Origin of the sequence: Streptomyces sp. YGL11-2 (genome assembly GCF_050054615.1) — a bacterium.
Classification (GTDB): Bacteria; Actinomycetota; Actinomycetes; order Streptomycetales; family Streptomycetaceae; genus Streptomyces.
Map to the genome: position 1 here is coordinate 19,691 of NZ_JBNHIN010000022.1, position 12,019 is coordinate 31,709.

Below are 12,019 nucleotides of genomic sequence, written 5' to 3' on the forward strand. Positions count from 1 at the left end.
AGGTGGGTCAGCGGGTGCGGCGCGGGTTCGGCACGCGTGGCGGCTCGGCGGCCGGGGTGTTCGCGGTGGTGTTCCGTCGCCGGGCGCAGAGGCCGGTGACACGCTGCTCCAGCGCGAAGGCGACGGTCTCCACGGGCACGTGCTGCCTGACGTCGTGCCGGTGGCGCACCCCCAGACCGGGCAGGCGGTTCGGATCACGGATCACCGGGGTGTCGTCGGTGAGCGCCCGGGTCAGCGCGGCGATCAGATGGGGTGGGGTGGTGCCGTCCAGGCACGCCCCCCACAGCTCATCGTTGGGGGTGTGGCCGGCGGCGACTGTGATGAACCAGTGGTCGAGGCCGTGGTCGGTGATGTAGTCGACGCGGACCACGCCATCGGGCGAAATGAGGCCGCTCTGGGGGGAGACATCGCGCCAACCCGCCTGTCGTAGAGGGGCAGTGGGCGGTGGGGCGGCGTTCAGGGCGCGAGGGTCGGTGAGGGCGTCGGTGAAGGCGGCGATGATCTCGACGGGGGTACGGGCCTCGAAGGTGGCCTTCCAGGCCGGCTGGTTGCCGGTGCGGGCGTGGCGGATGGTCCACCACGGTTCGTCCGGGTCGGGATCGATCCGCAAGGTCGCCTGCTGATCGGGGCTGGTCAGGATGACGCGGGGCATCAGTGGGTCGTGTCCGTAGCTCCAGCCACAGGCTCGGTGCAGGGGGACGGTGACCCAGGCCGGATCGCCGCCGCCGGCGAGATACCGCGGGGAGGTGAGGGTCTGCTCGATGGTCTCGTGCATGCCGTCACCTCCGCGCTGTCGACGATGTGGCCGGCGCAGCGGGTGTGGCTGGCGCCCAGCTGGGTGCGGCGCCGGTACCGGGCAGGCGCGACGGCGCTTGGCGAGCTGCGGCGTGGATGTCGAGGAGCGCCTGGCCGTGGGCGGACCACTCGCCCAGGTAGTGCCATGCTTCGGAGTTGCGCTCGTCGAGGACGTCGTCGTACGCCTCGGTGCCGGGCTTGAGGGAGGCCGGGAGCGTGGCCCGGGTCTCCAGCCACTCGTGCTGTAGGGCGTTGAGGCGGTTCAGGGCGTGGTGGAGGGCGGCGAGTCGTCCGGGCCAGTGGGGCCGGACGACTGCGGTATCGAGCTGTTGCAGCTGGACCTCAGCGGTGGCCAGGAGTTCCTTGGCGCAGGAGCGCACACGGTTGAAGGCTCTCCAGGTCTCGGCGTCGCGGACGGCGGCGCGCAGTCCGTACGCCTGCTCGTCGTTGGGCCATCCGGATTCATCCGTGTGCTCGTCGGAGTAGGCATCCCAGCTGGCGAGGATGAGTTCGCTCTCGCGCAGGTACGTCGCGAGCTGCTGGAGCCGTCGTTGGTGGAGTTCCTGCGGGGACGGGGAGGGGGCGGTCAAGGGCGCTCTCGGAGAAACGGCGGGGCAGAGGGAGGGTGAGCTGGAAGCCGGGCGGCGCCCAGCTCACGGTCAGTGGCTGCGGACCGGCGCGGCCGATGCCGCGGTGGGCACCGGACCGCTGCCGGCGGTTAGGACTGCGGTGTGCCGGGCCTTGCGGGCGGCGGCGCGCACGGCTTTGAGGCGTGTTTCGTGGGCGGCGGCGAGCTGCTCGCCCTGCGGTCCGCGCTGCTCCTGGGTGACGAGGTGGGAGTGCGGGACGTCGTACATGCCGCGCTGGACGGGTTCGTCGTTGGTCAGGGCGGTGGTGAACGCGGCGATCAGATGCCGGGGCATGGCGTCGTCGAGTGAGGCCCGCCACAGGAGTTCACGGCCGCCGCCTCCGTTGGGAAGGGCGGCTTCGGCTGTCCAGTGGAACCGTTCACTGGGAGCGACGGTCCAGCGGCGCACGCGCAGGATGCTGTCCGGGTGCGTGGCGGTCTCGTTGCCGTGTTCGTCGCGTTCGTATGCCCAGCCCGCCGAGGCGAGCGCTGGCCAGATGTCCGGCGTGGTCTCGGGCTCGGGTTTGAGCAGGGCGTCGGTGAGGGCGGCGAGGATCTCGACGGGGGTGTTGGCGCCGAAGTCCGTGTACCAGCTGCGGCCTTCGGATTCACCGCGGATGTGCCACCAGGCGCCGTACGACTTCGGCTCGGGTTCCAGCACCAGGGTGTGCCGGTAGTCCGGGCTGACCAGCGCGACGTGGGGATAGTCCGGGTCGGAGTGGTTCTTCCACCCGGCGGCCCGCAGCGTCTGGGTGATCCGGCGGGGGTCGCCGCGCCCGGCCAGGTGCCGGGGGCTGGTCTCGAACCAGATGGTGTTGTGCGGCTCGTTGGCGCGGGTGGGGATGTTGGGGCGGGTCACTGACGGCGGGCCGGCGGGTGCGGCGCGTCGAATGGCAGATTGCCGAGGCGCTCAATGTCCCAGTGCAGGATGTGCCAGTCGGTGAGGTCCTGTGCGGCTTCCCGCAGCCCTTCGATGATCCGGCGGGTCTCGTCGGTCAGGGGGTGGGGGGCCTGCTGGGCGACGAGGCGCGCGGCGCTGCGCAGGACGTCGCCGAGCAGGATGGGCATGCCGGTGTCCTCGTCGAGGAGCGGGGCGAGCAGCGGCAGCATGTCTGCTGCGGCTGGGTTGGTACGCAGATAGTGCTTGACCTGGGCCAGGGTTGTGGTGGCCTGCGTGATCTGGTCGGGGCTGGGAGCAGGGGGGTGGGGCATCAACGTCCTTATGCGGAAGAGGGAATGGGACGGGTGGGCTCGTGCCCGGCTAGCGGCGCTTCGTTCGGTGTGCCATTCCTGTGGGCGAGGCGGGGCCGGCCGAGGGCGGCGCCGGTGGCCTGGTGCGCTGGGCGTCTTCCAGCCGTTGAAGGTGGCGCCGATAGTTCTGTTCCGGGGCGATCGGGCTCCTAGTGGAATGGAGGTATCCGAAGGTGTGACCGATGGTTTGGCCCTCGTCCCGAAGCAGCGGTGCGGGGGAGGTGAGGGAGGTGATGAATCCGGCGAGTGCGGCGGCGGGAGCGGTGTCGTCGAGGGTTGCTCCCCACAGCCACTGGCGGCGCCCATCGGCGCGGGGGAGGGACACCTCGGTCTTCCACCGCCAGGTGGGGGTGCCGACGTTGTCGCGGGTGCCGGCGAAGGTGAGGGTCTGGACCCGGGCGAGGATCGCGGTTTCGTCCGGTGAGAGCGCCATCTGGTCGCCGTCTACCGACTGCTTGGCCCATCCCCGGCTTTCGGCGATGTGCCATAGATCGGCTGTCTGCGTCTGCGCTGGTGTTGGGGTGGAGAGGGCGCCAGTGAATCCGGCGATGATCTCGACGGGGGTGTGACCGCCGAAGTGCGCGGACCATCCGGCGTCGCCGTCGGGGCCGGAGGCGGGGTGGATGCGCCACCAGGTGTCGCGTTCCTCCGGGGCTGTGGGCTCCAGGGCGAGGTGCAGTTTCCGGTCTGGGCTTTCCAGCAGGACGTGGGGGTAGCCGGGCACCGAATGGTTGCTCCAACCCGCGGCGAGCAGGTACTCGGTTACGTGCCGTGGGTCGCCTCCGCCGGCCAGGTGCCGCGGAGTCACCTCGTCCAGGTACCGGACGCGGTTGATGCGGTGGATGGTGGGCCCGTTGGTGCGCGAGTAGAAGTGTTCGTGGCTCACCGCATCCGTCCCGTCTGAGCGGCGTACGACCGGGCGCTGGGGCTGGTGCGCGGTCGGTTGGTGGCGAAGGAGTTGCGAGCCCAGGTGGCGGCGCGGGGGGCGGTGATCCGGGTCTGCTGCCAGGCGCTGAGCTGGGAGGGCAGGACGGACACGGAGGTGGTGCGGATCTGCTGGGAGGGTGGGACATGACTGAGCGGACGCATCACCGGCTGCGGATCCGACAGGGCCGTGCTGAATGCCTGCACCAGGTGCATGGGCGTGGTGGGCGTGAATCGCGCCTCCCACACCGGGCCGTGTTCGTTGCGGGCGCCTGCCCACCAGTGGGCCTGGCCTGGGGCCTGCTGGTGGAAGCGGACGAAGGCGTTGCCTTGCGGGTTGCGCGCGGTGACGTGCTGGCCTTGCTCGGTCTGCCATCCGTGTTCTTGCAGGGGCGCCCATACGTTGGGGGCGTGCGCGGAACGCGGCTGGGTCAGCGCATCGGTGACCCCGGCCACGATCTCCACGGGCACCTGCCGCGAGAAGGTCGCCTGCCACGCCTCCTGCCGCGCGGTCTGCTTTGCGCTGATGGTCCAGCCGCCGGGCTGGGTGATCGGGTCGTAGCCGACGCGTATGGACTTGTCCGGGCTGTCGAAGACGATCGGGCCGCCGGACTTGGTCTTGTCCTTCCATCCCGAGGCGCGCAGGTACTCGGTGACGTGACGCAGGTCTCCGCCGCCGGCAAGGTGACGGGGCTCGACGAGATAGTGCTGCTCAGCCTGCTGGCCGGCCGGGCCCCAGCCGGCCCATTGCTGCTTCTTCCTCACCCGCGCCGCCTGACGACCATGGCGGAGGCCACGGGCTTCGATGCCGGGCCGGTGGCGGCGGGGGAGGGCTTGGCGAGCTGCTTGATGGAGTCGGTGTGCTCGTCGAGGTCCACGCCCACGCTGTCGAGTTCGTTGGCCGCGCGGCCCAGGGCCAGCCACACCTCTGGCCCCAGGATGCCGCGCTGGGAGCGGTCCTGGGCGAACCGCGAGCCGGTGCCGATGAGTTCGGTGACCCGCCCGAGGATGCCTTCGTTGTAGTCGAGGACCTTGCCGAGGATCTGGGCGGCTTCGCGCGGCGGTGCCTGGGACAGTCGCTGGGTGAGCAGGCTGAGCTGACGGGCGATGTCGTCAGCGAGCCGTACGGAAGAGGGGGTTGGGTCGGTCATGGGCCTCCTGAACGATCTGGGCTGCGGCTAGTTGAGATGGCGGTGGACGTCGGCATGGCGACGGGCTTCGTCAAGGGCTGCCTCGGGGCGCCCGCCCGCCAGCGGGATGCTCCGGTCGTGGTTGCCGACGATGACGGTGCGCAGGTAGCGGCGGAACAGGGTGCTGGCCAGGCGGGGTTTGCGGCTGGCGGTGATGGGAGGCGGGGTGCGTTCGGGTTTGTGGGTGACAGGGATTCCAGGTGATGTGAAGGTCAGCGTGTGCGGTGTGGGCGGGACGCGGACACCGAGAGAGGCGAGGCGTTCGACCGGGCTGCGGGCGCTGCGGCAGGCTGGCGTCGCATCTTCGCGACGGCGTCTTGGTAGGCGGCGGCGTCCCAGACGTCATTGGTGATGTTGACCAGGTATCCGGCCATGAGCAGTGCGGGCACGGCGCCGGTGGCAAGGTGCTTCTTCGCGTCCTCGGTGAGGTGCCCGGGAGCCTTGTGCCAGACGTAGACCGGCCCGGCCGTCTCCAACGTCTTGCGTTCGAAGCCGGCGCGATCGAGCAGGGCCAGGAGCTTCTCTGGTGCGCCGGTGGGGGTGTCGGCATGGACGGTGTCGGTCAGGGGCTTGAGGTAGATCTCGACGTCGGTGCCTTCGTCGTCGGCGCGGTTTCCCACGTGACGGTTACTCCTGTTCGCAGGCCAGGGCTATCGGCGCCTGGTGGTCGGCGTGGACTGGGTTGCTGCGGGCGTGCTGGCCGGGGCCGGGGGTGCGACCGCGGTGGTGCCCAGGGCAGGCCGGGCCGGTGGATTACGCAGGATGACGCCGACGCCCAGCTCGGACAGGCGGGCACCGGCTGCTCGCACGCAAGCCCCCTGGCGGGCGGAGTCGTCACCGGACAGGACGAGGACGTCCCTGTGTGTGTCGAAGGTGAAGCCGTGGTCGGTCAGCGTCTTGGCGATGTCGGGGCGTTCGGGCGCCTCGACGACGAGGTCGTCGCCGGACCAGGTCATCACCACGCGATCGGGCTCTGCGGCCGGTGCGGTGAGGCGGGCGGCGTTGTGCCGGACCTGGGCGAGAGCGTTGTCGTAGCGGGGCAGCAGGCCGTGCGTGATGTCCTTGGCAGCCGTGAACGGATTGTCGGCGACGGCTATGCCGTCGGGCTCCCGTACGCCACGGAAGGCTTCGAGGGGAATGCCCTGGGGGGCCATGGCGGCGATCAGGAATCCCTCGTCGTGGCCCTTGCGGTCCATGACGAACAGCCGGGTGCCGTCGCTGCGGGTCAGCACGGCGCAGTGGTCAACGATGTAGTCGGCCATGGCATCGACGACCTCGTTCATGTCCCAGACATCCACGGTGAGGTCGTCGTGGTCGGTGTTGCCTCCGCGGTCCGGGTGGTACTGGCTTCTCCAGGTGCCGGGCAGTTCGCCGGCCAGGATGGTGGCGAAGGAGCCGAGGTATCCGGTGTCGGTGTGGGGGTCGTGCATGGTCTCCTCGGGAAGGAAGGTGCAGGGTCAGCGCCGCCGGGCCGTTGGGTTCGGTACGGCGGGGCCGGGGCTGGTGGTGGACAGCCGTGGCGGGGTAGGTGGGCAGGCGCAGGTGGCGGAGGCTTCGCGTTCGCCCGGTGAGACCTCGGCGGTGCACGCGCGGCGCTGGGGATGGGCCTGGTGCCGGTCGGCGAGGTCATTGCGCATGTGCGCCAAGTCGGACCAGATGACACCGAGCCGGTGATCGGCGAGGTAGCGCAGTCGCTTTGCGGTGTACGGGTCCGGTGATTGGCCAAGGTCCTGGTAGAACTCGGCAGTTGCCGCTAGGACCTGACCGAGGGCGGTCAGTACCCCGTCGTGTGTGGCGGTCAGTTCGGTCAGTGTGTCGGCGACCTCGTCGGTCGTGGTGGCTTCGCGGATCTGCTCGGCGAGGTGGGCGATCTGGGAGCCGAGCGGCAGGTAGTGCGCCTCGCGCAGGTCCGTGTCGAAGGCGTCGTCGGCCTCGACGTGATAGCTCACGGCGCGCAGCCGGGCCACGGCGCGAGTGGCGAGACGGTTCTCCTCGGCTTCGTCCAGGCTGGTGGGCAGGCGGTGATACGTCTGGTGGAGGCGGACGACGGGGATGAAGCCGGTGCGCTGAAGGATGCTGTGGGCTTCGGGGTCGCCGCCGCGGGCGAGGACTTCCCCGGAGTGCGTATCGCGTCCCAGGGTGATGAAGCGGTCGGCAAGGGCCAAGAACAAGGATCTTTCTGGTGGGTCAGCGGGACGGTCGTGCGGGGGTGGCCTGGGGAGACGTGATCGCGGGGGTGGTCGGTGCGGGCCTGCGGGTGGTGCTGGGCAGAGCGGCGGCGGTGGCTTCGAGGTCCTGTTGGATGCTGTGCAGACGGCGGGCGATCAGCTCCAGTTGGTGTCCGGCCGCCGGGCCGTAGGTGTGGGGCAGGCGGTCGAGGCGGTAGGCCGCGTGCTCGACGAGGCCGCGCACGGTGGCCACCGGGCCGGTGGCCTCGTCGGCGAGTTGGTGCAGCAGTTCGGCGAGCTGTGCCGTGGCGCCGACCAGTTCCTCGGCGGAGTGGGCAGTGGGGTGCCCGGTGGCCTTGGTGAGCGCAGGAACGGGCTGTGCGGGACGCTGAGGAACGCGGCCCTGGCGGGGCGGGGTGAGGCCGAAGTCGGCCTCGATGCGCCGGCACTCGCTCATCAACGCCTTGGCCAAATTGTGGGGTTGTCCTTCCCATGTGCCGTCGGCGCGGATGAGGTTGGCCAGCAGGTCGAGGCGGCCGGGCTGGGCCTGGACGGCGATCCAGCGACACCCGTGGTGGTCGCCCGGGGTGTGGATGCCCGCGGTGCGCGCGAGTCGGTGGGCGATCTCGGACCACTCCGCACCGGTGAGATCGCGGTCGCCGGGGTGCAGGCGCACGTCCGCGTGCCAGATGGCGCGGCGGTCCTCGCGCGTGCTGCTTGGGAAGGGGCGATCCCGCATCGGAGCGTCGAGGAGTTCGGCCCAGTCGGCAGACGTCCACCTCTCCTGCTCGTCATCGGGGGTGTAGTAGTCCAGGCCCGGCCAGTGCGCGACCACTGTGTACGCGGTCAGGCCCTCCTGGTCGCTGACGGGGCGGCCGAGGGCTTCGCCGAGTGCCTCGACGGCGTCGGGGCTCCGCTGGTGGATGCGGGGGATCATTACGGGGCGGCTTTCCCTACTGGTAGGGCGAGTTGGGTGAGATCGTGGGCTGCAGTGACCAGGGCGCGTTCGCGCACCAGGTCAGCGTGAACGGCCAGTTCGCCGGGAGGCAGCAGCTCCAGAGCACGGTCGATGGTGTCCAGCGCCTCGGGGTACCGGCCCAGAGAGCGCAGGGCCGACGACTTGCGGAACAGCGCGATCGGATCGCCCGCTCCGCCATCGGGGAGCCGGTCCACCAGCGCCAGCAGCCAGTGCGCTCGCCTCGGAAGCAGACCACCCAGCCATACCCCGTGCAGCAGGACGTGCAGCGTCCCAGGGTGATCGCCGGCGGTATCGAGGACCCGCTCCATGCGGGCAAGCCCCTCCGAACGGGACTGTCCCAGGCGCGCGAAGGCGTCCAGCGCCCAGCTGTAGGGGTCGCGATTGAGCACGCTCACTGGGACCTTGCCGACGACGGATTCGAGGGTGCGGCAGCGGAAGTCGTAGCGCAGCGTGCTCAGATATAGATGCCGGTTCGTCCGCCTGGCGAGCGGGTCTGGCCCGTGGCCGGTGATCTGATCCGGGTGGAGCACGCCCAGTGCACTGTGCCCGGTGGCGCGGGCCTGCCAGGCGACGCTGGCGCACACCTGGGCGGATTCCTGCCAGGTCGCATTGAGATCCTGCAGGACCTCGGCCAGGCACGCGGGCCACCGCGGATCGGCGAACGTGGTAGTGGCGTGGGAGGCCGCCCGTGCCAGCGCCGCAGCGCGGTCCGGGGTGCTGAGGGTATGGGTCACCGGTCGCCTCGCGCGTCGTACACGTGCACGAGCTGGTTAAGGCGGGTGAGCGAGTACCAGCCGCAGTCGACCGCCGCGTTGCCGTCTGCGAACTGGGGCAGCAGGTAGTCCTCCAGAGCGCGCAGGTAGATCAGACAGTCGGGGCACCGGCGAGAGAGGTGGACGAGGTAGCGGGGGTGAGCGGTGATGTAGGTGCGGTCCCCGCCGTTGGGGTCGTACAGGCGCCACCCGTCTTCGTCAGTCGGGGTGTGCCAGGAGGGGGTTACGACCTTGTACGCCTCGCCCCACAGTTCGTTGCCGGCCACGCCCTTGAGGACGACGACCTTGTCGCCGGGGCGGAAGTGGGCGTGGGTGATGTCCCGGTCGGGGGTGAAACTGTCGCCGGGAATGTAGGGCGGGCGGGGTACGGCGTCGGGCACAGCTGGTCCTTCCACATCGAGCGCGGGGTGGCGGTGGGAGGATCAATACTCCGAACGATCCCCGGTTTCGGTAACCGGGGATCGTCGGGTATAGAGGGGCCTGCGCCTACCGGAACGGGTTCTCGGTGCCCAGGTCGTCGCTGGTGGCTGCGTCCAGGAGTTCGGGCAGGTCAGTGCCCTCGGCGTCTCTCTGATCGATCCACCATCCCGACCGGGTGACGGCACGGATCTGCTCCTCCAGCACGGCCCAGTCGGCTTCATCCCAGCTGCCTTCGGTCACCAGCGCGGTGTAGGCGGTGGTGACGAGCTGGTGGCGGGAGCGCTCACCCCAAGCGAGGGCCTTGTGGGGGCCTTCGAGCGGCGGCATGGCGAACTGCTCGGCCCAGTCGGTAGCGGCCTGCTGTTCCTCGGCGCGCTTGGCGGCGAGCCATTCCTCCTTGCTGGCGCTGTCGGAGTCGCGGGCGGCCTTCCAGCAGTCGGTGCATTCGCGGTCTTCGAGCCAGCGGGCGAACCCTGCCCGCCGATCAGCGGGGCGGTTGGACAGGTCGTGATCCACGGCGTGTCCACAGCTGTGGGCAACATTCCAATTCGTTCGAACAGGCATACGGGTTCTCTTTCTTTGCAGGTGAAGTGGGTTCAGAGGTGGGCGGGGTGAATCCGCGGTGGGCCGGTGCCGCCCACGGTGAGGGGCGCTACCGGCGACTGTGAGGCGGCGGCACCTCGCCGATGAACGCACCGCCTGACCAGCCCCCTTGGGCGTCGTTGAACGGGACGTCGGCATCGTGAACGCCGCCTTCATCGGCATGTTGAACGCCGGCAGCACAGGAGGCGCGTGGGTGTGGGCTGCCCGGCACCGCGCTGGGGGTGTTGCGCGGTGCCGGGGCCGCCGAGGCCGTCAGGGACCACCGGGGAATACGGGAGTGCTACGGGTGATGTGCGGGGGTCGTGGCTCGGGGAGGTGGAGGCGGGGGTGTGGTGTCCAGGGCCGGGCGTGGGCGGATCCGCGGCGGTGTGGGGATGCGGTGGGGTGGCAGGACGGCGACGGTGGCTCCGAGGTCCTCGGCTGCGTCCTTAACTTCGCGGGTGAGGAAGTCGAGTTGCCGGCCGAGGGCATCGAGCCGGGCTGCGATCTGTCGGCCCTGCACGCTCTCCAGGGCGCCGGCGAAGTGGCTGGCCCTGTGGAGGAGTTCTTGCAGGCGGACCATCGGGCCTGCGTCGTGCCCGTGCTGGGTGGCGGTGAGCAGCGTCTCGGAGACGTCGCCTGCGGCGCGTGCCTCGGCGAGGTCCTGGAGCAGCTCTTGCAGGGGCACCTCGGGCGCGGGTTGCGGGCGGTTGAAATGCGAGATGTCCGGGCGCAGCACTCCGGGTGGGACGGGGCGTGGCAGTGCCTGTCCAGCCGCGTACTCGTGGGCGTAGTGCCCGATGACCTGCCAGCCCGGCGCGTCCGGGTCGCCGGCGAGGGCGACCACGGTCGAGGAGGTGTCCTCCTCGACCAGGTAGGCGAGCGTGATGCGCCGGCCGTCGGAGATGTACCACGACTCGATCAGGTCCAACTCACCCCGACGCTGCGCGGCCTGCGCCTTCTGCGTCCACCTCTGTGCTTCTTCAGCGGCCAGTTCGGGCTCGGGCTGGTGGTGCTGGTCGGCGAGGTCGGAGGCGATGGTGCTGTGGTCCGCCCAGGCGGCGAGGTGGGGCCACAGAGTCTGGTGCTGTTCGCGCTCGGCGGCCGAGCCGGGGGCTGCGGGGCGGCCCAGGACGCGGATGATCTCGGCGTGGGAGGCGGCGAGGGCATCGAGCAGGGTTCGCCAGGCGGTGGTGTGCCGGGCGGGCGGCAGCTCATCGAGGTTGCTGCGGGCTGCGTCCAGCAGACCGGTTGCGTGCGGGGCGAGATACGCGGCGTATGCCTCGACGGCTGCAGCGTTCCGACGGGTGCGGGCTGCTGCCGCGGCGTGGTGGTGGACGGTTTGTCCGAAGCGGTCCCGGGTGGTGTCGAGCGTGGTCTCGGTCTCGCGGTCGATGACGGCCATCCGAAGGCGGAAGTCACGGGCTCGGCTTGAGAGTTCGGTGGCTGTGGGGATGTCGGTGATGCGTCTCTCCTGGGGTCGGAACGTCAGCGGCGGGCCCGACGCCCGGGCGGGGCCTGCGCGGTCAGGGCCGGCGGGCGTACCGGGTCAGGGGGTGCGACCTGGTCGGGGGTATCGGTGCGCAGGTCGGGGTCGAGGTGTACCGGGTAGTGGGCGGCGGTGAGCATCTGCGTCGCCCACGTCGCGTGCTCGTTCTCCCAGTCGCGCCCCAGGTCGAACGGGAGCCGGATCCAGTGGCCGCGCAGGGTTGGCTGGATCAGGAAGCGCGCTCGGCGCAGGATGTCTGCGGCCAGCAAGTCCAGGGTGCCTTCGACTTCGACTTCGCCGCCCTGTCCGCGGGTGATGCGGATCGGCTCGGTGCTCACCGGGAGCGTCCGGTGGCCGAGGCGGTCAGGTGGACGGTGGGGGCGTAGGTGGGCTTCGCCGGGATCGGTCGGGCGGACGGCGGCGACGTGGTCAGTGCCGGACCGCGTTGCGGGGAGCGGCTGGCGGCGGCCCGCGCGATGCGGCTGCGGCGCTCGGAGTGCTCGTGCACGGCGATGGGGTTGTGGGGTGGGCCGGGGGTGAGAGCGGGGTCGAGGGAGTAGTCGGCTTGCACGGCATAGCCGTGGCGACGCAGGTCGTGTACGGCTTGCCGGGTGCGTCGCATGCCGTCCTGGTCCGGGTTGGTGAGCCGGTACAGGCCGGGTGTGGCGAGGACGGGCACGAACTGCTCGCGCACCAGGAACCAGTGGGCCAGGTGTGTGGGGACGTTCGCGGTGGTGGCGACGAAGCCGTGCTCGGGATGGGTGCCGAAGGCGAAGTAGGGGGCAGGGGGCAACGGGTGAACCTTTCGGTGGAACAGCGG

General features: G+C 70.6%; 17 protein-coding genes. All 17 read right to left on the bottom strand.

Annotated elements, in window-relative coordinates:
- Window positions 1–7: 7 nt before the first annotated feature.
- The 17 genes from ACO1BR_RS23980 to ACO1BR_RS24060 all read right to left on the bottom strand — a co-directional run bounded on the left by ACO1BR_RS23980 (window position 8) and on the right by ACO1BR_RS24060 (window position 11,992).
- The gene (locus tag ACO1BR_RS23980; protein ID WP_426797148.1) at window positions 8–775 is read right to left on the bottom strand and encodes a DUF317 domain-containing protein; all 768 of its coding nucleotides are present in this window, start codon (window positions 773–775) and stop codon (window positions 8–10) included.
- Window positions 776–779: 4 nt separating this feature from the next.
- Window positions 780–1,385 (bottom strand): hypothetical protein, encoded by a 606-nt coding sequence (locus ACO1BR_RS23985; RefSeq protein WP_426797149.1) that lies wholly within the window; start codon window positions 1,383–1,385, stop codon window positions 780–782.
- Window positions 1,386–1,454: 69 nt separating this feature from the next.
- Window positions 1,455–2,282, bottom strand: a complete 828-nt coding sequence (locus ACO1BR_RS23990) for a DUF317 domain-containing protein (protein ID WP_426797150.1) — start codon at window positions 2,280–2,282, stop codon at window positions 1,455–1,457.
- The gene (locus ACO1BR_RS23995) at window positions 2,279–2,635 is read right to left on the bottom strand and encodes a hypothetical protein (RefSeq protein WP_426797151.1); all 357 of its coding nucleotides are present in this window, start codon (window positions 2,633–2,635) and stop codon (window positions 2,279–2,281) included. Before ACO1BR_RS23995 ends, ACO1BR_RS23990 begins: the two co-directional genes overlap by 4 nt.
- 49 nt (window positions 2,636–2,684) lie before the next feature.
- A complete protein-coding gene (locus ACO1BR_RS24000; protein WP_426797152.1) occupies window positions 2,685–3,560 on the bottom strand; it encodes a DUF317 domain-containing protein in 876 nt (291 codons plus the stop codon).
- On the bottom strand, window positions 3,557–4,363 hold the full coding sequence (locus tag ACO1BR_RS24005) for a DUF317 domain-containing protein (RefSeq protein ID WP_426797153.1): 807 nt from the start codon (window positions 4,361–4,363) through the stop codon (window positions 3,557–3,559). The genes ACO1BR_RS24000 and ACO1BR_RS24005 overlap by 4 nt, the downstream gene beginning before the upstream one ends.
- Window positions 4,360–4,749, bottom strand: coding sequence for a hypothetical protein (locus tag ACO1BR_RS24010; protein WP_383914819.1), 390 nt, complete (start codon window positions 4,747–4,749; stop codon window positions 4,360–4,362). Before ACO1BR_RS24010 ends, ACO1BR_RS24005 begins: the two co-directional genes overlap by 4 nt.
- Before the next feature lie 251 nt (window positions 4,750–5,000).
- The gene (locus tag ACO1BR_RS24015; protein WP_426797154.1) at window positions 5,001–5,408 is read right to left on the bottom strand and encodes a hypothetical protein; all 408 of its coding nucleotides are present in this window, start codon (window positions 5,406–5,408) and stop codon (window positions 5,001–5,003) included.
- Between the two features lie 30 nt (window positions 5,409–5,438).
- Window positions 5,439–6,218, bottom strand: coding sequence for a hypothetical protein (locus tag ACO1BR_RS24020; protein WP_383914770.1), 780 nt, complete (start codon window positions 6,216–6,218; stop codon window positions 5,439–5,441).
- A gap of 27 nt (window positions 6,219–6,245) precedes the next feature.
- Window positions 6,246–6,959 (bottom strand): hypothetical protein, encoded by a 714-nt coding sequence (locus tag ACO1BR_RS24025; RefSeq protein WP_426797155.1) that lies wholly within the window; start codon window positions 6,957–6,959, stop codon window positions 6,246–6,248.
- Window positions 6,960–6,975: 16 nt separating this feature from the next.
- A complete protein-coding gene (locus tag ACO1BR_RS24030; RefSeq protein ID WP_426797156.1) occupies window positions 6,976–7,893 on the bottom strand; it encodes a hypothetical protein in 918 nt (305 codons plus the stop codon).
- Window positions 7,893–8,669 carry a tetratricopeptide repeat protein gene (locus ACO1BR_RS24035; protein WP_426797157.1) on the bottom strand — a complete coding sequence of 259 codons (777 nt, stop codon included), beginning with the start codon at window positions 8,667–8,669 and terminating at the stop codon, window positions 7,893–7,895. The genes ACO1BR_RS24030 and ACO1BR_RS24035 overlap by 1 nt, the downstream gene beginning before the upstream one ends.
- Window positions 8,666–9,088 carry a hypothetical protein gene (locus ACO1BR_RS24040; RefSeq protein ID WP_426797158.1) on the bottom strand — a complete coding sequence of 141 codons (423 nt, stop codon included), beginning with the start codon at window positions 9,086–9,088 and terminating at the stop codon, window positions 8,666–8,668. The genes ACO1BR_RS24035 and ACO1BR_RS24040 overlap by 4 nt, the downstream gene beginning before the upstream one ends.
- A 106-nt stretch (window positions 9,089–9,194) precedes the next feature.
- Window positions 9,195–9,644 (bottom strand): hypothetical protein, encoded by a 450-nt coding sequence (locus ACO1BR_RS24045; RefSeq protein ID WP_426797159.1) that lies wholly within the window; start codon window positions 9,642–9,644, stop codon window positions 9,195–9,197.
- Between the two features lie 367 nt (window positions 9,645–10,011).
- A complete protein-coding gene (locus tag ACO1BR_RS24050; RefSeq protein ID WP_426797160.1) occupies window positions 10,012–11,115 on the bottom strand; it encodes a hypothetical protein in 1,104 nt (367 codons plus the stop codon).
- Between the two features lie 83 nt (window positions 11,116–11,198).
- On the bottom strand, window positions 11,199–11,537 hold the full coding sequence (locus ACO1BR_RS24055) for a hypothetical protein (RefSeq protein WP_426797161.1): 339 nt from the start codon (window positions 11,535–11,537) through the stop codon (window positions 11,199–11,201).
- Window positions 11,534–11,992: a hypothetical protein gene (locus tag ACO1BR_RS24060; RefSeq protein WP_426797162.1), complete on the bottom strand. Its 459-nt coding sequence runs from the start codon at window positions 11,990–11,992 to the stop codon at window positions 11,534–11,536. The genes ACO1BR_RS24055 and ACO1BR_RS24060 overlap by 4 nt, the downstream gene beginning before the upstream one ends.
- Window positions 11,993–12,019 lie beyond the last annotated feature (27 nt).

Excerpts from the sequence above, each read along its gene's own strand:
- ACO1BR_RS23980 (WP_426797148.1), bottom strand. The coding sequence starts at position 775 with ATGCACGAGACCATCGAGCAGACCCTCACCTCCCCGCGGTATCTCGCC.
- ACO1BR_RS23995 (WP_426797151.1), bottom strand. The coding sequence starts at position 2,635 with ATGCCCCACCCCCCTGCTCCCAGCCCCGACCAGATCACGCAGGCCACC.
- ACO1BR_RS24010 (WP_383914819.1), bottom strand. The coding sequence starts at position 4,749 with ATGACCGACCCAACCCCCTCTTCCGTACGGCTCGCTGACGACATCGCC.
- ACO1BR_RS24020 (WP_383914770.1), bottom strand. The coding sequence starts at position 6,218 with ATGCACGACCCCCACACCGACACCGGATACCTCGGCTCCTTCGCCACC.
- ACO1BR_RS24030 (WP_426797156.1), bottom strand. The coding sequence starts at position 7,893 with ATGATCCCCCGCATCCACCAGCGGAGCCCCGACGCCGTCGAGGCACTC.
- ACO1BR_RS24050 (WP_426797160.1), bottom strand. The coding sequence starts at position 11,115 with ATGGCCGTCATCGACCGCGAGACCGAGACCACGCTCGACACCACCCGG.